This window comes from Pseudomonas sp. S3(2024), assembly GCF_036861315.1.
Classification (GTDB): Bacteria; Pseudomonadota; Gammaproteobacteria; order Pseudomonadales; family Pseudomonadaceae; genus Aquipseudomonas; species Aquipseudomonas putida_A.
On the sequence record NZ_JAZAQQ010000003.1, the window covers coordinates 503,927 to 522,010 of the forward strand.

Here is an 18,084-nt window from a genome sequence, read left to right on the forward strand (position 1 = left end):
TTGAGGACTACAACAATGATTATTTACGGTGTGGCGCTGCTGGCGATCTGTACGCTGGCAGGGGTGATCATGGGCGACATGCTCGGCGTGTTGCTGGGCGTCAAATCCAACGTCGGCGGGGTCGGCATCGCCATGATCCTGTTGATCTGCGCGCGGTTGTGGATGCAGAAACGCGGCGGCATGACCAAGGATTGCGAGATGGGCGTCGGCTTCTGGGGCGCAATGTACATTCCGGTGGTGGTGGCGATGGCCGCGCAACAGAACGTCGTCACCGCCCTGCACGGTGGCCCGGTGGCGGTGCTGGCGGCAATCGGTTCGGTGGTGGTGTGTGGTTGCACGATTGCCTTGATCAGCCGCACCCATAAAGGCGAACCGTTGCCCGACGAACCGGTGGAAGTCACTCCGGTCGGCACCCCGGTAGGAGGTCGCTGACATGTGGGCACTCATTGAAAACGGTCTGGAACACAATGGCCTGATCACCGCGTTCGCTTTCGTCGGCGTGATCATGTGGGTCTCGGTGATTCTCTCGAAACGCCTGACCTTCGGGCGCATTCACGGCTCGGCGATTGCCATCGTCATCGGTCTGGTGCTGGCCTGGGTCGGCGGCACCCTGACGGGCGGCCAGAAAGGCCTGGCGGATCTGACGCTGTTCTCCGGCATCGGCCTGATGGGCGGTGCGATGCTGCGTGATTTCGCGATTGTCGCCACGGCGTTCGAAGTGCAGGCGACCGAGGCGAAGAAGGCTGGATTGATCGGCGTGATCGCGCTGCTGCTCGGTACGGTGCTGCCGTTCATTGTTGGCGCGAGCATGGCCTGGGCCTTCGGTTATCGCGATGCGGTGAGCATGACCACCATCGGCGCCGGTGCGGTGACTTACATCGTCGGCCCGGTGACCGGTGCGGCGATTGGCGCGACCTCGGATGTGATGGCGCTGTCGATTGCCACCGGATTGATCAAGGCGATTCTGGTGATGGTCGGCACGCCGGTCGCGGCGCGCTGGATGGGCCTGGACAACCCGCGCTCGGCGATGGTGTTCGGTGGTCTGGCCGGGACGGTGAGCGGGGTGACCGCAGGGCTGGCGGCGACGGATCGGCGCTTGGTGCCTTACGGGGCGTTGACGGCGACGTTCCACACCGGGCTTGGGTGCTTGCTGGGGCCTTCGCTGTTGTTCTTCATTGTTCGAGGGATTGTGGGCTGATTCTCGGGTTCTGCGATGCCCGTGCTGACGTCATCGCGAGCAGGCTCACTCCTACATTGGAATGCGTTCCCCTGTAGGAGTGAGCCTGCTCGCGATTGCGGCGACGCGGTGTCAGGCCTGGCGATTGGCATACATCCGACACTCCGCCAGCAACGCCAGCAGATTCGGATCGCGCTCCTTGGCCTTGAGAAACACCACGCCAATGTGCTGCTGCAACCGATACTTCTCCTGCAACGGAATCAGCTTCACCCGGTTCTCGTACACCGCCGCAATCCTTCCCGGCAGCAACGCATAACCCACCCCCGAGCTGACCATGCTCAGCAGGGTGAAGATGTCGTTGACCTGCATCGCTACCTTCGGCTCGAACCCTGCCTGTTTGAACACCCGGATGCCGTCCTGATGCGTAGCGAAGCCTTGGGTCAGGGTGATAAAGGTTTCATCGCGCACCTCTGCCAGATCGACTTCCTGACGCTGGGCGAATCTTGAATCTGCCGGCGTGGCGAGGAAAATGTCGTCGGAGAACAACGGGATCTGCTCGCAGTCCGGGTCGCTGACCGTGTCGTCCAGCGACACCAGGATCGCGTCGACTTCCATGTTCTTCAGCTTGTAGAGCAAGTCGATGTTCGAGCCGAGGATCAGGTCGATGTTGAGTTCGCTGCGGCGGATCTTCAGGCCCATGATCAGTTGCGGTACGGTTTTCACCGTCAGCGAATACAGCGAGCCGAGTTTGAAGCGTTCAGCGGAGAATCCGGCGGCCTCGCGGGTCAGGCGCACGCTTTCGACCACGTCCTGAATCAGCTTCTGCGCGCGTTCTTCGAGCACGTAGGCGCTTTCCAGTGGCGTCAGGTTGCGCCCTTCGTGCTTGAACAGCGGGCAGCGCAGGGCGCTTTCCAGCGAATGGATCGCCCGGTGCACGCTGACATTGCTGGTCTGCAACTCGACAGCGGCGCGCGCCAGGTTGCCGGCGCGCATGAAGGCGAGGAACACCTCGAGTTTTTTCAGGGTCAATTCTTCGTCGATCAGCATGGCGCGGACTCTTTTTGGTATCGACCGATTGTGCCCAATTACCGTGGCGTGCGCAGGTCCGCGTTGAACAGAAACATTGCGCTTTTACGCTCAAGGCCCGAGCCTTGCGCGCTGCGGTAACGAATAACGAGGTGAGCGACACATGTATCACGGGGAAAAACTCAACGCCTGGACGCATCTGGTCGGGGCAGTGGCCGCATTTATCGGCGGCGTGTGGATGCTGGTGATTGCCAGCCTCGACGGCAGTCCGTGGAAAATTGTCAGCGTGGCGATCTACGCCTTTACCTTGCTGGTGCTCTACAGCGCCTCGACCGTGTACCACAGCGTGCGCGGGCGCAAGAAAGCGATCATGAAGAAGGTCGATCACTTTTCGATCTACCTGCTGATCGCCGGCAGCTACACGCCGTTCTGTCTGGTGACGCTGCGCGGGCCGTGGGGCTGGACGTTGTTCGGGATTGTCTGGGGGCTGGCGCTGATCGGCATCCTGCAGGAGATCAAACCACGCTCGGAGGCGCGGATCCTGTCGATCGTGATTTATGCGGTGATGGGCTGGATCGTGCTGGTGGCGGTCAAACCGTTGATTGCGGCGTTGGGCACGGCAGGGTTTGCCTGGCTGGCGTCGGGCGGGGTGTTGTATACCGTGGGCATCATCTTTTTTGCCCTGGATCACCGGTTACGGCATGCGCACGGGATCTGGCATCTGTTCGTGATCGCCGGGAGTCTGCTGCACTTTGTGGCGATTCTGTTTTATGTCCTCTAACTGGAATTGTCCCCAATCTCCCACATTAGATTGTGTTCCCACATCAGACTTGTGCCGAGTGCAGGTTATTGAGTTGTTGTTCAGCTCGCTGACTGAAAATCTGCAGCAGATCGTTGAGCGTATGCGGTGGTGGCTCGCTGGCGCGGGTCACGGCGTACAAAGTGATCGGCAGTGGCGGGGCGAGGGGGCGGAGGGTGGTGGTTGCCACAGAGGCGCCCAGTGCGGTGAACGGATCGATCACCGCGACGCCGGCGCCGGACTCGACCATCGCCCGTGCCAGCGAATAGGTCTGCACGGCAATCCGTACCCGTGGCGGTGGCTCCACCGCTTCCAGATAGCTGTCGAGCCTTGCCGCCAATGGATCGGCGCTGGATAAACCAATCAGCGGCACATCCGCAAGCGCCATCAGTGGCAGCGGTTTGCCGACGTCTGCCGGCGGCCAGAAGTCCTTTGGCGCCAACGCCACCAGCACCCCCGCCGCCAGCGGCTGCGCTTTCAGCCCCGGGTGATCCGGCAACTGCAACGTCAGGGCCACGTCCACTTCGCGCATCAGCAGGTTCTGCATCAACTCGCGGCTGTGGGCACTGGACAGTTCGCAGGCGATGTCCGGGAACTGCGCCGTCCATTGCCGGATCGCCGGTGGCAGCAACGACAGGGCCAGCGCAGGAGTCGCGCCGATCCGCAGGCTGTGGCCGGGTTCGCGGCGCAGGCTCTGTGCCAGGCGCCGCACGCCCTGCAGACTTTCCGTGACCTTGTCGACTTCGCGCTCCAGCTCCAGCGCTTCCGGGGTCGCCTGCAATTTACCGCGCACCCGCAGAAACAACGGAAAGCCCAACTGCTGCTCGGCGTGCTGCAGCACTTTGGTCACCGCGGGTTGCGAGACGTGCAGCAATTGCGCAGCGGCGCTGACCGAGCCGGTCTGGCGGATGGCCTGGAAAATCTCGATGTGGCGAAGGCGCATGGCGAGTCCATAACCTTTGTTTATAGGTCTGGCATCTTTATTCATTGTTCGGCGCCTGTCACCTCACCCTAACCTCAGCCTCGTCTTCAAATAGAAATAGGGACGGACATGGCTCAGCGTGTGTGCATCATCGGCGGCGGCGTGATCGGGTTGGCAACGGCCTATGCGCTGGTGCGCGACGGCCTCGAAGTGACAGTGGTCGAGGCGCGGCAGTCCTTGGGCAGCGAAACCAGCTTCGCCAACGGCGGCCAGTTGTCCTACCGCTATGTGGCGCCGCTGGCCGATGCCGGCGTGCCGTTGCAGGCGATCGGCTGGATGCTGCGCGGCGACTCACCCCTCAAGCTGCGCCCGCGTCTGGACCCGGCGCAATGGCGCTGGATGGCGTCGTTTCTCGCCGCCTGCCGCACCTCGGTCAACCGGGAAAACGCGGCGCATCTGTTGCGTCTGGCGCTGTTCAGCCAGAGCACGCTGAAACGCTGGCGCGAGGATGACGGACTCACCGGTTTCAACTGGCGGCGCAACGGCAAACTGGTGACCTTCCGCAATGCCGTCAGCTTCGACCATGCGCGCAAGGGCCTGGCCGATCCGCAGCAACAACAGGTGTTGTCCGCCACCGAATGTGCGCAACTGGAACCGGCCTTGGCCAAGGCGCCGTTTGTGGGCGCGATCTACACGCCGGATGAAGAAGTCGGCGACTGTCACGCCTTTTGCCAGCAGTTGGCGGTGCGATTGAAGGCGTCGGGCCGCTGCGAGTTTCGTCTCGGTCAGGCAGTCACCGGCATTCGTCACAGCCACGGCGCCGTCACCGCCATTGAGCTTGGCGACGAAACCCTGCCGGTCGACCAACTGGTGATCGCCGCCGGGCACCGAAGCTCTTTGCTGGCGCTGCCCGGCCTACACGTGCCGCTGTATCCGCTGAAGGGTTACAGCCTGACCGTGCCGATCGGCAACGGGCATCGGGCGCCGGACGTGAGCATCACCGACTACGACCGCAAGATCGTCTACGCGCGCATCGGCGAACAGTTACGGGTGGCGGCGATGGTGGACATCGTCGGTTTCGACCCGGCGGTAGATCCCGAGCGGCTGGCACTGATCAAGCGCCAGGCCCGCGACACCTTTCCCGATGCCGGGAATTACGACGCGGCTGTGGAGTGGGCGGGCATGCGCCCGGCCACCCCCACCGGCGTACCGCTGCTGGGCGCCACGGCGTATCGCAATCTGTGGCTCAACCTCGGCCACGGCGCGCTCGGTTTCACCCTGGCCTGCGGCAGCGGGCAGTTGCTCAGCGAACTGATCGGACAGCGGCGTACATCCATTGATCTGCACGGCTTCAATCCCCGTGCGGCGTGACGGTTTCTGCTAAAACACCCCAACCACAACGGAGAATAACAATGCAAAAAATCACGTTGCTCGGCTGCACACTGGCGCTGTTCATCGGCGCCCAGGCGCAGGCCAATGAAGTGCCGCTGACCGGCGCGCTTGGCAAGATCGCCAGCGCCAACAGCATCACCCTGGGCTATCGCGATGCGTCGGTGCCGTTCTCGTATGTGGGCGATCACACCGGGCAGCCGATGGGGTATTCGGTGGAGCTGGCGGGCAAGGTTGTCGAGCGGATCAAGCAGCAACTGGCGTTGCCGGAGCTGAAGGTGAAGTACAACCTGGTGACGTCGCAGACGCGGATTCCGCTGGTGCAGAACGGCACGGTTGATCTTGAGTGCGGCTCCACCGGGGTGACGGCCGAGCGGCAGAAACAGGTCGCGTTCTCCTACGGTTTCATCTACGTAAAAGGGCAGTTGCTGACCGCAAAGGACAGCGGTATTCACAGCTTCGATGACCTGCGCGGCAAAAATGTGGTGACCACCGCCGGCACCACCAACGAGCGCTATCTGAAGAGCTACAACCTCGACCACAAACTGAACATGTTCGTGATCAGCGCCAAGGATCACGGCGAGGCGTTCCAGATGCTGCAGTCGGGACGGGCAGCGGCCTTCTACATGGACGACGCATTGCTCTACGGCGAGCGGGCCAAGGCGCGGGACCCGCACAACTGGGTCGTGGTGGGGGAGGAACAATCGCGGGAAATCTACAGCTGCATGGTGCGCAAGGATGATCCGCAATTCCTCGCGCTGGTGAATGGCGCGCTGGCCGATCTGTACAGCTCGGGGGAGATCAACGGGATTTACAAGCGCTGGTTCGAACAGCCGATTCCGCCAAAGGGGTTGAACCTGGAGTTTCCGATGACCAGCGAGTTGAAGGCGATCATTGCCAGGCCAGTCAGTGATCCGGTGGAGTGACAGTCAGACCGGGGGGAAGCTTTTCACGAGCAAGCCCGCTCCCACAGTAGTTCTCGGGTGTACACAAAATTTGTGCTCACTGGAAATCCAATGTGGGAGCGGGCTTGCTCGCGAAGAGGCCCTAGAAGTCTCCCCAAAGCTGCTGAGCCACCGCCAGTGCAACCACCGGCGCAGTTTCAGTGCGCAACACTCGCGGCCCAAGCCGTGCAGCATGGAAACCGTTGCCCTTGGCCTGCTCGACCTCGGCATCCGACAAACCACCCTCCGGTCCGATCAGAAACGCCAGGGTCGCCGGTTTGGCATGGCTCACCAACGGCTCGGCCACCGGGTGCAGCACCAGTTTCAACTCGGCCTGGGTTTGCTTCAGCCAGTCGGCCAACAACACCGGCGGATGAATCACCGGCACCCGCGAGCGCCCGCACTGCTCGCAAGCGCTGATCGCCACCTGACGCCAGTGCAGCAGGCGTTTGTCGGCGCGTTCGTCCTTCAGGCGCACTTCGCAGCGGTCGCTGAAGATCGGGGTGATTTCCGTCACGCCCAGCTCGGTGGCTTTCTGGATCGCCCAGTCCATCCGTTCGCCACGGGACAGGCCCTGGCCGAGGTGGATCTGCAGCGGCGATTCAATCTGCCCGGCTAACTGCTCGTCGATCTGCACGACGACGCGTTTCTTGCCGACCTCCACCAGCGAGCCGCGAAACTCATGGCCGGAACCGTCGAACAACTGCACCGCATCGCCCTCGGCCATGCGCAGCACGCGGCTGATGTAATGCGCCTGGTCTTCCGGCAGTTCGTGTTCGCCGGTGCTCAGGGGGGCGTCGATAAAGAAGCGGGACAGTCTCATTTCGGGTCTCTGGAAAGATGTGGATCAGTTGGATCGGTGTCGACTTCATTCGCGAGCAGGCTCGCTCCCACAGGGAAATGCATTCCAGGGTGGGAGCGAGCCTGCTCGCGAAAGCGGCAGTTCAGGCGCCACAAATTCTCAATCAGCCCGGATCACGGAAACCCGGGTGGAAATCCTTCGGCACCGCGACGCTGACGCTGTCCCGGGTGGCGATGTCGATGCCTTCGCTGGCGACTTCGGCGAGGAAGTCGATCTGCTCCGGGGTAATCACGTACGGCGGCAGGAAATACACCACGCTGCCCAGCGGACGCAGCAGCGCGCCACGCTCCAGCGCATGCTGGAACACCTTCAGGCCTCGTCGCTCCTGCCAAGGGTAGGCCTCTTTGGTGGCTTTATCCTTGACCATTTCGATCGCCAGCACCATGCCGGTCTGCCGCACTTCCGAGACATTCGGGTGATCGACCAGATGCGCAGTGGCCGAGGCCATGCGCCGGGCCAGTGCCTGGTTGTTCTCGATGACGTTGTCCTGCTCGAAGATATCCAGGGTCGCCAGCGCCGCCGCACAGGCCAGCGGGTTGCCGGTGTAGCTGTGCGAGTGGAGGAAGGCTCGCAGGGTCGGGTAGTCGTCGTAGAACGCGCTGTAGACCTCGTCGGTGGTCAGGCACGCCGCCAGTGGCAGGTAGCCGCCGGTCAGGGCCTTGGACAGGCAGAGGAAGTCCGGGCGGATGCCGGCCTGCTCACAGGCAAACATGGTGCCGGTACGGCCAAAGCCGACAGCGATTTCGTCGTGGATCAGGTGCACGCCATATCGGTCGCAGGCCTCGCGCAGCAGCTTGAGGTACACCGGGTGATACATGCGCATGCCGCCGGCGCCCTGAATCAACGGCTCGACGATGACTGCCGCCACGCTGTCATGATGTTCTGCCAAGGTCTGTTCCATGGCGGCGAACAGGTTGCGTGAATGCTCTTCCCAGCTCATGCCTTCGGGGCGCAGATAGCAATCGGGGCTTGGCACCTTGATGGTGTCCATCAGCAGGGCTTTGTAGGTTTCGGTGAACAGCGGCACGTCGCCGACTGCCATCGCTGCCATGGTTTCGCCGTGGTAGCTGTTGGTCAGGGTGACGAAGCGTTTCTTGTTCGGCTGGCCGCGATTGAGCCAGTAGTGAAAGCTCATTTTCAGCGCGACTTCGATGCAGGACGAACCGTTATCGGCGTAGAACACCCAGTTCAGGCCTTCCGGGGTCATCTTCACCAGACGCTCGGACAGTTCGATCACCGGTTGATGGCTGAAACCGGCCAGAATCACGTGCTCCAGCTGATCGACCTGATCCTTGATGCGCTGGTTGATGCGCGGGTTGGCGTGGCCGAACACGTTGACCCACCAGGAGCTGACGGCGTCGAGGTAGCGCTTGCCTTCGAAGTCTTCGAGCCAGACGCCTTCGCCGCGCTTGATCGGGATCAGCGGCAGCTGTTCGTGGTCTTTCATCTGGGTGCAGGGATGCCACAGCACCGCGAGGTCGCGTTGCATCCACTGGTTATTCAGGCCCATTTACAGTCTCCTCGAGGCGGCTCGCGTCAGGCGCGGGCAAACAATCGCGCAAGCCTATGCAATGCATCGCGCCGGGACAACCCATTGCGTCGATTGAGCTACTTTGTATGGGCCGATAGACGTCGCTGGCGGCGTTTTGATGGCTGACGTATTCTTCGCGGTTCTTTGGGTCGTCTGACCCGCAAAACTGCTTTTTTCCTACGTGTATTTCCGGAGTTCGCTGAATGTCTGTCGGTTGGCTGCGCGCCTGTGCGCTGGTGATGTTGGGGCTGTTCAGCGTTACGGCGCTGGCCAAGGATAAAACCGCAATCGTGATCGGCGGCGGCCTGTCGGGCCTGACCGCAGCTTACGAGCTGCAAAACAAGGGCTGGCAGGTCACGCTGCTCGAAGCCAAGCCGAGCCTCGGCGGTCGCTCGGGCATGGCCACCAGCGAGTGGATCGGCAACGACAAGACCCAGCCGGTGCTGAACAAGTACGTCTCGACCTTCAAGCTGGGCACCACGCCAGCCCCTGAATTTGTGCGTACACCGGGTTATCTGATCGACGGTGAGTACTTCTCCGCGGCCGATCTGGCGACCAAGCAGCCGGCCACCGCCGACGCCTTGAAGCGCTACCAGAAAACCCTCGACGATCTGGCGCGCTCGATCGACGACCCGCAGAACCCGGCCGCGACCAACACCCTGCATGCGCTGGACCAGATCAACGTCTCGAGCTGGCTCGACAAGCAGAACCTGCCGGCCACCGCGCGTCAGTTGATCAACCAGGACATCCGCACCCACTACGACGAGCCTTCGCGTCTGTCGCTGCTGTATTTCGCCCAGCAGAACCGCGTGTATCGCGGCGTTTCTGATCGCGACCTGCGCGCCTCGCGTCTGGTTGGCGGCAGCCAGGTACTGGCCCAGGCCTTCGTCAAACAGATAAAGACCATCAAGACCAACTCGCCGGTTTCCGCGATCACTCAGGACAAGGACGGCGTGACCGTCAAGGTCGGCAGTGTTGGCTATCAGGCTGACTACGTGGTGCTGGCCGTGCCGCTGCGTGCACTGAACAAGATTGCGCTGACCCCGGCGCTGGACGCTCAGCACCTGGCCGCGATCAAGGGTACCAACTACGGCTGGCGCGACCAGATCATGCTCAAGTTCAAGACGCCTGTGTGGGAAAGCAAGGCGCGCATGTCCGGCGAGATCTACAGCAACGCAGGTCTGGGCATGCTCTGGATCGAACCGGCGCTGAAGGGTGGCGCCAACGTGGTGATCAACCTGTCCGGCGACAATGCCCGCGTGATGCAAGCGTTCGGCGACAAGCAGATGGTCGATCAGGTGCTGATCCGTCTGCACGCGTTTTATCCACAGGCCCGTGGCTCGTTCACCGGTTATGAAATCCGTCGCTACAGCACTGACCCGTCGATGGGCGGCGCCTACCTGGCTTACGGCCCGGGCCAGATCAGCAAGTTCTGGCGCATGTGGGAGCGCCCACTGCAACGCGTAGCGTTTGCCGGCGAACACACCGACACCCTGTATCCGGGCACTCTGGAGGGCGCGCTGCGCACCGGTCAGCGTGCGGCCAGTCAGGTTGAAGACCTGGCTGCCGGCAAGTCGTTTGAGCCGGTCAAAGTGGTTCCAGCCGCAGCAGCGGCAGGCGCGGCGGGTGCCGTGGCGGCGAAGAAGGGCAACTTCTTCAGCAACCTGTTTGGCGGTTCGGATGACGAGAAGAAGCCAGAACCTGCGAAGGCGCCTGAACCGGCTCCAGCGCCAGTGACTCCAGCGCCTGCACCGGCTCCAGCCCCTGCGCCAGCTCCGGTAGAAGCGCCGAAACCCGCCGCTCCGGTGAAAGCCGAGCCGGCGAAGAAAGCGCCAGCCAAGCCTGCGGCGAAGAAGCCAGCAGCGAAAACCGAGGCGAAGAAGCCTGCGGCCAAACCGGCGGCGAAAAAGGCTGAACCGGCGAAGAAGCCTGCGGCGAAACCTGCTGCTGCTCCGGCTCCAGCTGCAAGCACCGACAGCAAAGCGCAGTAAGGCTTTGCGGTGAATGAAAAAGCGCGGCTTGCAGGCCGCGCTTTTTTTTGGCCTGTAAGACCGCTATCGCGAGCAGGCTCACTCCTACAGGGGATCGCATTTCTCCAGTTGGAATACGGTCACTGTAGGAGTGAGCCTGCTCGCGATAGGGGCGGCTAAGACAACGCAATTCCATTGTCCGGCAACAACACCCCGCCACACTTTTCCCGTTTAATCTTTCCTTAACAAGCCACTTACAGACTCTTGATCGTATTTCTCGATATTTCAAAGCAAAATTTTCCGCTTTAATTCGATAGATAACTCGCTAGTCTTGGTTCGCAGTTCTCACAGGATTTGGGCAATGCAGCTACGTAACTCTGCTTCACGCTATGGTTGGGTCAGCATCTTCATGCACTGGGGCGTGGCGCTGGCGGTCTTCGGACTGTTCGCGCTGGGTCTGTGGATGGTGGGGCTGGATTACTACAGCAGCTGGCGCAAAGACGCGCCGGATCTGCACAAGAGCATCGGTCTGGTGTTGTTGGGTGTGATGGTGTTGCGGGTGTTGTGGCGCTTTATCAGCCCACCGCCACCGACGCTGCAAAGCTACAGCCGCATGACCCGCATCGGCGCCAAATTCGGCCACGGGTTTCTGTACGTCGGGCTGTTCGCTGTGATGCTTGCCGGTTACCTGATTTCCACCGCAGACGGTGTCGGGATCCCGGTGTTTGGCCTGTTTGAAGTTCCTGCACTGGTTTCCGGGCTACCGGATCAGGCAGATACCGCTGGGGTGATTCATCTCTGGCTGGCATGGGCGCTGGTAATTTTTTCCGGTCTCCATGCGTTGGCAGCATTGAAGCACCACTTTATCGATCGTGATGCGACCCTCACTCGAATGCTCGGTCGCAAAGCCTGAAATTCAACCTCGACTCAAAGGAAAAGAAAGCATGTTGAAAAAGACTCTGGCCGCTCTGGCAATCGGTTCGGCCGTACTGTCCGCGAACGTGATGGCTGCTGATTACACCGTCGACAAGGAAGGCCAGCACGCTTTCGTCGACTTCAAGATCAGCCACCTGGGCTACAGCTACATCACCGGTACCTTCAAGGACATCGACGGCAAGTTCAGCTTTGACGCCGCCAAGCCTGAAGACAGCAAAATCGAATTCAACGTGAAAACCGCCAGCGTGTTCACCAACCACGCCGAGCGCGACAAGCACATCTCCAGCAAAGACTTCCTGGATGTGGGCAAATACGCTGACGCCAAGTTCGTCTCCACCAGCGTCAAATCCACCGGCAAGAACGCCGATGGCAAAGACACTGCCGACGTGACCGGCGACCTGACCCTGCACGGCGTGACCAAGCCGATCGTGGTCAAGGCTGTGTTCCTTGGCGAAGGCAAGGATCCATGGGGCGGCTACCGTGCCGGCTTTGAAGGCACCACCAGCATCAAGCGCTCTGATTTCGGCAAGATGATGGATCTGGGTCCACAGTCCGACAAGGTCGACCTGTACATCTCGTTCGAAGGTGTGAAAGCGAAGTAATTATCGCCGCCATACAAAAACGCCCCCGGTCGCAAGGCCGGGGGCGTTTTTTATTGCGGCACACTACAGATCCATTGTGGGAGCGGGCTTGCTCGCGAATGCAGTGTGTTATTCAACATAAGTTTCGACTGATCCGACGCATTCGCGAGCAAGCCCGCTCCCACAGGGGGGAGTGTGCGATTCAGGATATTTGTGACGGCATAAAAAAATGCCCCGGCTCTTTCGAGCCGGGGCATTTTTCATTGCCGCGATAACTCAGCGATTGCGGGTCAGCAGTGCTGGTTTTTCGCCGCGCGGGCGGGTTGGCAGTTGATCGAGCTGCTCAGGCGTCGGGAAGCGGTCTGCCTTGGACTCCTTGTGCATGATCTTCGGCCCGGTGCTGCGCGGGTTCTGCACGGCCGGTTCGGCGCGTTGCTGATCATCGCGAGCCGGGCGGCGGTTGCGCGAGGACTCGTCACGACGGCCCTGGCCATCACGGGGAGCACCGTTGCGCGGGCCGTTGCGTTTGCCCGGTGGGGTGCCGGTGCTCGAACCGTTGCTGTTACGCGGGCCGTTCTGGCGACCTTGCGACTGACCGCCGCGTGGAGCGCCTGCACCTGCGCCCTGAGCTGGCGCGCCTGGACGGCGACCACGGCCACCGGCAGGAGCAGCTTTTGGCACGTAATCAACGCGGTTACCGAAGTTATCGATATCGTCGTCGAGGAACTCGTCCGGTGCACGATCAGCCGCAGCGCGTGGTGGCTGGCTCGGACGCTGTTCGCGGGCCGGGGTGCCTTCACGTGGTTTCTGCTGACGGGCAGGGCGCTCGCCGCGTTCGCCGGCGGGTTTTTCCTTGCCCTTGTCTTTGCCTTTGTCCTTGCGACCGCCGCCACCACCGCCGCCATTCGGACCGTCGCCACGCGGGCCACGGGAGTTGCGCGGGTTGCGCATGTCCGGACGCTCACGGGCTTCCGGCTTCTCGGCTTCAATAGTGCTCGAATCGAAGCCCATCAGGTCGCCGTCGGCGATTTTCTGCTTGGTCATGCGTTCGATGCTTTTCAGCAGTTTTTCTTCGTCCGGGGCCACCAGCGAGATCGCTTCGCCCGAACGCCCGGCGCGGCCAGTACGGCCGATACGGTGCACGTAGTCTTCATCGACGTTTGGCAGCTCGAAGTTGACCACGTGTGGCAACTGGTCGATGTCCAGACCGCGCGCGGCGATGTCGGTCGCGACCAGGATGCGCACTTCACCGGCCTTGAAGTCGGCCAGGGCTTTGGTGCGGGCGTTTTGGCTCTTGTTACCGTGGATCGCCACAGCCGGCAGGCCGTGTTTGTCCAGGTACTCGGCCAGACGGTTGGCGCCGTGCTTGGTACGGGTGAACACCAGCACTTGTTCCCAGGCGCCGGCGGTGATCAGGTGCGCCAGCAGGGCACGCTTGTGGGTGGCCGGCAGACGGAACACGCGTTGCTCGATGCGCTCGACCGTGGTGTTCGGCGGCGTGACTTCGATGCGTTCCGGGTTGTGCAGCAGCTTGCCGGCAAGATCGGTGATGTCTTTGGAGAACGTTGCCGAGAACAGCAGGTTCTGACGCTTGGCCGGCAGACGCGCGAGGACTTTTTTCACGTCGTGAACGAAGCCCATGTCGAGCATGCGGTCGGCTTCGTCGAGCACGAGGATTTCGACGTGGGACAGATCGACACTGCCCTGGCCGGCGAGGTCGAGCAGACGACCCGGGCACGCGACGAGGACGTCAACGCCACGGGACATGGCCTGGACTTGCGGGTTCATGCCGACGCCGCCGAAGATGCAGGCGCTGACGAATTTCAGGTCACGGGCGTAGATCTTGAAGCTCTCGTGAACCTGGGCCGCGAGTTCGCGGGTCGGGGTCAGGACCAGTACGCGCGGTTGGCGCGGGCCATGACGCTGGGATTTGTCCGGGTGACCGTTGGGGAACAACCGCTCCAGGATCGGAAGGGCGAAACCGCCGGTTTTACCGGTACCTGTCTGTGCCGCAACCATCAGGTCGCGACCTTGCAACACGGCGGGAATGGCCCGCTGTTGCACCGGAGTAGGCTCGGTATAGCCCGCATCTTCGATGGCACGGACTAAAGCCTCGGAGAGACCGAGGGAAGCAAAGGACATGAGTAATCCTGTTTTAGTTAGGGCTTGGCCCAATGGGAGTCTTGCCTGGCGCGAATCGCGTTTAAGAGGACGCGATCCCGTCCGGTCCTGCTGCGGTTCCGAAGGCACGTCAGGAGCGCTCGCGCGGGCTGAAAGCTGCGCTGTAGCGGGTCGAGAGGCCTGTTACGGTTCCGGGCGTCCGGGCGTGAGCCTGGCGGGAACGCCGGAGTATAACAGAGCAATCACTGCGCGCTGCTTTCCTGCTGCTCAACGGTTTTGCGGCTGGCCGAAGCATTGCCCAGCGGCACGGCATCGACCGGTGCTGCGCCATAGCGTGCGCTGAGCTCGGCGTAGGCCGGTTCGCGCTTGAAACGCTTGAGTTCGGCACCGAAACGCGCCACCAGCAAGTCCATCCCGGCATTGCGTCGAACCGCCAGATATTGGCTCTGACGGCTGATGACCGTGGGGTTTTCGGTGATTTGATCGCGAATATTCAGTTGATCGAGCAAATGCTGACCCACGCGGCGATCGGTGATCAGCAAGTCGATGCGTCCGCGCAGCAGTTTGCCGAAATTGGCCTCGTGGGTCGGTGCCGGCTCGCGGGTGAACAGTGTCGACTGACTGAAATCCGGGCTGTACAGATAGCCCGGCGAAGTGCCGATGGTCAGGCCTTTGAGGTCTTCGAGCTGGCGGAACGGATGGGGACGGTCGTTGGCGTAGAACATCACGAACTCGACGTCCGACAGCGGTTCGATGGGGTAGAGCAGGGTGGCATCGCGCTCATCGCTGTGAAAAATATCCAGCGCGCCATCAGCCTGGCCGGTTTCGAGCATCGACAGACAACGTTTCCACGGCAGGAACTGCCATTCGACTTCGATTCCCAGACGCTTGAACACGATGGCGGTGGTTTCGTAGTCCAGTCCGAGGTTCTTGCCATCCTCTTCGTAGACGTAAGGTGCCCACGGCTCGGTGACAATACGCAGCTTCTCGCCCCGAGCGGCAAAGCTCAGGCAAGCAAAAACCAGCACGGTGAGTAACTGCGCGAAAAAAGGCATGGCTTGAGATTACGACGAGAAACGCGAAAGAGCCAGAAAGTGCCTGCACAAGCTCTAATTCGGGGATTCAAAAGCAAAAGATCGCAGCAACGACACCCCTGTAGGAGCTGCCGAAGGCTGCGATCTTTTGATCTTTCTTTTAGTGCTTAGCGCGGCAACTTCAGGTTATTCCAGATCGCCAGACTAGGTTCAGCCTGGTTCATGGAATAGAAGTGCAGCCCCGGTGCGCCGCCCTGCAACAGGCGTTCGCACATTTCGCTGACAACTTGCTCGCCGAAGCGCTGAATGCTCTGGCTGTCATCGCCGTAGGCTTCCAGTTGCTTGCGGATCCAGCGCGGAATTTCCGCACCGCAGGCATCGGAGAAACGCGCCAGCTTGCTGTAGTTGGTGATCGGCATGATCCCCGGCACGACTGGAATATCCACGCCCAGCGCCTGCAAACGGTCGACGAAGTAGAAGTAGCTGTCGGCGTTGAAGAAGTACTGGGTGATCGCGCTGTCGGCGCCAGCGCGGGCCTTGCGCACGAAGTTGGCGAGATCGTCTTCGTAATTGCGCGCTTGCGGATGCATCTCCGGGTAAGCGGCAACTTCGATGTGGAAATGATCACCGGTTTCTTCACGAATGAATTCAACCAGTTCGTTGGCGTGACGCAGCTCGCCGCTGGTCATGCCCATGCCGGACGGCAGGTCACCGCGCAGCGCAACGATGCGCTTGATGCCGGCAGCCTTGTACTCGTTCAGCAGGCCGCGCAGGTCGTCCTTGCTGTCGCCGACGCACGACAGGTGCGGTGCGGCCGGTACTTTGACTTCGCTTTCCAGTTGCAGAACGGTGTTGAGGGTGCGATCACGGGTCGAACCACCAGCGCCGTAGGTGCAGGAAAAGAAGTCGGGGTTGTACGTTGCCAGCTGACGGGCAACGTTGAGCAGTTTTTCATGCCCAGCATCGGTCTTGGTCGGGAAGAACTCGAAGCTGTAGCGACGGTCTTGGGACATGGGAAATACCCTTGGAAACACGAAGCCTGTGAGGCTTGCACCGCCCATGTGGGAGCGGGCTTGCTCGCGAAAGCGGCGGGTCAGGCAACATCAATGCTGAATGACAGACCGCTTTCGCGAGCAAGCCCGCTCCCACAGGGAGAGCAGGCCGCCGCGTCAATCAGTAGCGGTAAGCGTGCGGCTTGAACGGGCCTTCGACGGTCACGCCGATGTAGTCAGCCTGTTGCTTGGTCAGTTGAGTGACCACGCCGCCGAAGCCGCGCACCATTTCCAGGGCCACTTCTTCGTCGAGTTTCTTCGGCAGTACTTCAACGGTCAGGCGCTCGGCTTTCTCGGCTGGCGACAGGTCGGCGTACTTCTGGCCGAACAGGAAGATCTGCGCCAGTACCTGGTTGGCGAACGAACCGTCCATGATGCGGCTCGGGTGACCAGTGGCGTTGCCCAGGTTCACCAGACGGCCTTCGGCCAGCAGGATCAGGTAGTCGTCGTTCTGTGCGTCGAAAGCGCCCGGGCCGGTACGGTGGATCTTGTGTACCTGTGGCTTCACTTCTTCCCATGCCCAGTTCTTGCGCATGAAAGCGGTGTCGATTTCGTTGTCGAAGTGACCGATGTTGCAGACAACAGCGCGCTTCTTCAGGGCTTTGAGCATGTTCGCGTCGCAAACATTGACGTTACCGGTGGTGGTCACGATCAGGTCGATCTTGCCCAGCAGCGCTTTGTCGATGCTCGCTTCGGTGCCGTCGTTGATCCCGTCGATGAACGGCGAAACCAGTTCGAAACCGTCCATGCAGGCCTGCATGGCGCAGATCGGGTCAACTTCGGAAACCTTGACGATCATGCCTTCCTGACGCAGGGACTGGGCCGAACCCTTGCCCACGTCACCGTAACCGATGACCAGCGCTTGCTTGCCGGACAGCAGGTGGTCGGTACCACGCTTGATCGCATCGTTCAGGCTGTGACGGCAGCCGTACTTGTTGTCGTTCTTGGACTTGGTCACCGAGTCGTTGACGTTGATCGCCGGGATTTTCAGCTCGCCCTTGGCCAGCATGTCCAGCAGGCGGTGAACGCCGGTGGTGGTTTCTTCGGTCACGCCGTGAACGCGGTCCAGCACCTGTGGGTACTTGTCGTGCAGCAGCTGAGTCAGGTCGCCGCCGTCGTCGAGGATCATGTTGGCGTCCCATGGCTGGCCATCTTTCAGGATGGTCTGCTCCAGGCACCACTCGTACTCTTCTTCAGTCTCGCCTTTCCAGGCGAAAACCGGGATGCCGGCGGCAGCGATGGACGCAGCGGCCTGATCCTGAGTCGAGAAGATGTTGCAGGACGACCAGCGTACTTCGGCACCCAGGGCAACCAGGGTTTCGATCAGCACGGCAGTCTGAATGGTCATGTGGATGCAGCCGAGGATTTTCGCGCCCTTGAGCGGCTGCTCGGAGGCGTACTTGCGGCGCAGACCCATCAGGGCCGGCATTTCCGACTCGGCGATGATGGTTTCGCGACGGCCCCAGGCAGCCAGGGACATGTCGGCAACTTTGTAATCGTTAAAATCTGCAGGCGTGATAACAGCGCTCATGAAGAGCCTCCATTCGTAATGTATGCGAATGGGCGCCGTTGTGCGTTTAGTGTCCGGCCGTGGCCAGTCAACGCCCCATCCGAGCCTGACAGGTTGAACCTGCTGCAGCGCCCCTCGGACAGGTGGCGGGAAAACGGTAGCAAGTGAAGGTTACCGTTTTGAAACGGGGGCGATTATAGCCGTCTAGACTGATCTTCCAAAGGGTTTCT

General features: G+C 61.3%; 16 protein-coding genes and 1 riboswitch. Of the genes, 8 read left to right on the top strand and 8 right to left on the bottom strand.

What is annotated here, in order from left to right:
• Nucleotides 1-15: 15 nt before the first annotated feature.
• Together madL and madM are read left to right on the top strand one after the other, a co-directional pair.
• The gene (gene madL / locus VLA07_RS11525) at nt 16-432 is read left to right on the top strand and encodes a malonate transporter subunit MadL (protein ID WP_003229065.1); all 417 of its coding nucleotides are present in this window, start codon (nt 16-18) and stop codon (nt 430-432) included.
• Nucleotide 433: 1 nt separating this feature from the next.
• On the top strand, nt 434-1,198 hold the full coding sequence (gene madM, locus VLA07_RS11530) for a malonate transporter subunit MadM (protein ID WP_333989268.1): 765 nt from the start codon (nt 434-436) through the stop codon (nt 1,196-1,198).
• 111 nt (nt 1,199-1,309) lie between these two features.
• Here the strand turns inward: madM and VLA07_RS11535 are convergent, their stop codons facing one another.
• On the bottom strand, nt 1,310-2,224 hold the full coding sequence (locus VLA07_RS11535; RefSeq protein WP_333989269.1) for a LysR family transcriptional regulator: 915 nt from the start codon (nt 2,222-2,224) through the stop codon (nt 1,310-1,312).
• 142 nt (nt 2,225-2,366) lie between these two features.
• On the opposite strand from VLA07_RS11535, the gene trhA reads away from it, so the two are divergent.
• A complete protein-coding gene (gene trhA / locus VLA07_RS11540) occupies nt 2,367-2,984 on the top strand; it encodes a PAQR family membrane homeostasis protein TrhA (protein ID WP_007964065.1) in 618 nt (205 codons plus the stop codon).
• Between the two features lie 43 nt (nt 2,985-3,027).
• Here trhA and VLA07_RS11545 read toward each other — a convergent pair whose 3' ends face one another.
• Nucleotides 3,028-3,945, bottom strand: coding sequence for a LysR family transcriptional regulator (locus VLA07_RS11545; RefSeq protein ID WP_027610598.1), 918 nt, complete (start codon nt 3,943-3,945; stop codon nt 3,028-3,030).
• 108 nt (nt 3,946-4,053) lie between these two features.
• Between VLA07_RS11545 and VLA07_RS11550 the strand changes: the two genes are divergently transcribed.
• On the top strand, nt 4,054-5,295 hold the full coding sequence (locus VLA07_RS11550; protein ID WP_333989270.1) for a D-amino acid dehydrogenase: 1,242 nt from the start codon (nt 4,054-4,056) through the stop codon (nt 5,293-5,295).
• A gap of 41 nt (nt 5,296-5,336) precedes the next feature.
• Nucleotides 5,337-6,239: a transporter substrate-binding domain-containing protein gene (locus VLA07_RS11555; protein ID WP_333989271.1), complete on the top strand. Its 903-nt coding sequence runs from the start codon at nt 5,337-5,339 to the stop codon at nt 6,237-6,239.
• A 121-nt stretch (nt 6,240-6,360) separates the two neighbouring features.
• Here the strand turns inward: VLA07_RS11555 and VLA07_RS11560 are convergent, their stop codons facing one another.
• Together VLA07_RS11560 and VLA07_RS11565 are read right to left on the bottom strand one after the other, a co-directional pair.
• Nucleotides 6,361-7,080 carry a 16S rRNA (uracil(1498)-N(3))-methyltransferase gene (locus tag VLA07_RS11560; RefSeq protein WP_333989272.1) on the bottom strand — a complete coding sequence of 240 codons (720 nt, stop codon included), beginning with the start codon at nt 7,078-7,080 and terminating at the stop codon, nt 6,361-6,363.
• 142 nt (nt 7,081-7,222) lie between these two features.
• Nucleotides 7,223-8,629 carry an adenosylmethionine--8-amino-7-oxononanoate transaminase gene (locus VLA07_RS11565; RefSeq protein ID WP_333989273.1) on the bottom strand — a complete coding sequence of 469 codons (1,407 nt, stop codon included), beginning with the start codon at nt 8,627-8,629 and terminating at the stop codon, nt 7,223-7,225.
• A 224-nt stretch (nt 8,630-8,853) separates the two neighbouring features.
• On the opposite strand from VLA07_RS11565, the gene VLA07_RS11570 reads away from it, so the two are divergent.
• From VLA07_RS11570 to VLA07_RS11580, 3 genes are all read left to right on the top strand, one after another.
• A complete protein-coding gene (locus VLA07_RS11570; protein WP_333989274.1) occupies nt 8,854-10,641 on the top strand; it encodes a flavin monoamine oxidase family protein in 1,788 nt (595 codons plus the stop codon).
• A gap of 340 nt (nt 10,642-10,981) precedes the next feature.
• Nucleotides 10,982-11,533, top strand: a complete 552-nt coding sequence (locus tag VLA07_RS11575) for a cytochrome b (protein WP_047596555.1) — start codon at nt 10,982-10,984, stop codon at nt 11,531-11,533.
• 31 nt (nt 11,534-11,564) lie between these two features.
• On the top strand, nt 11,565-12,158 hold the full coding sequence (locus VLA07_RS11580; protein WP_096795740.1) for a YceI family protein: 594 nt from the start codon (nt 11,565-11,567) through the stop codon (nt 12,156-12,158).
• 255 nt (nt 12,159-12,413) lie between these two features.
• On the opposite strand, the gene VLA07_RS11585 is transcribed toward VLA07_RS11580, so the two are convergent.
• The 4 genes from VLA07_RS11585 to ahcY form a co-directional block, all read right to left on the bottom strand.
• Nucleotides 12,414-14,279 (bottom strand): DEAD/DEAH box helicase, encoded by a 1,866-nt coding sequence (locus VLA07_RS11585; RefSeq protein ID WP_333989275.1) that lies wholly within the window; start codon nt 14,277-14,279, stop codon nt 12,414-12,416.
• Nucleotides 14,280-14,500: 221 nt separating this feature from the next.
• Nucleotides 14,501-15,313 carry a substrate-binding periplasmic protein gene (locus VLA07_RS11590; protein ID WP_123588961.1) on the bottom strand — a complete coding sequence of 271 codons (813 nt, stop codon included), beginning with the start codon at nt 15,311-15,313 and terminating at the stop codon, nt 14,501-14,503.
• Nucleotides 15,314-15,459: 146 nt separating this feature from the next.
• Nucleotides 15,460-16,305 carry a methylenetetrahydrofolate reductase [NAD(P)H] gene (metF, locus tag VLA07_RS11595; RefSeq protein ID WP_003229047.1) on the bottom strand — a complete coding sequence of 282 codons (846 nt, stop codon included), beginning with the start codon at nt 16,303-16,305 and terminating at the stop codon, nt 15,460-15,462.
• Nucleotides 16,306-16,465: 160 nt separating this feature from the next.
• A complete protein-coding gene (gene ahcY, locus VLA07_RS11600; protein WP_096795737.1) occupies nt 16,466-17,875 on the bottom strand; it encodes an adenosylhomocysteinase in 1,410 nt (469 codons plus the stop codon).
• Nucleotides 17,876-17,898: 23 nt separating this feature from the next.
• A riboswitch (S-adenosyl-L-homocysteine riboswitch) is annotated at nt 17,899-17,997 on the bottom strand.
• Nucleotides 17,998-18,084 lie beyond the last annotated feature (87 nt).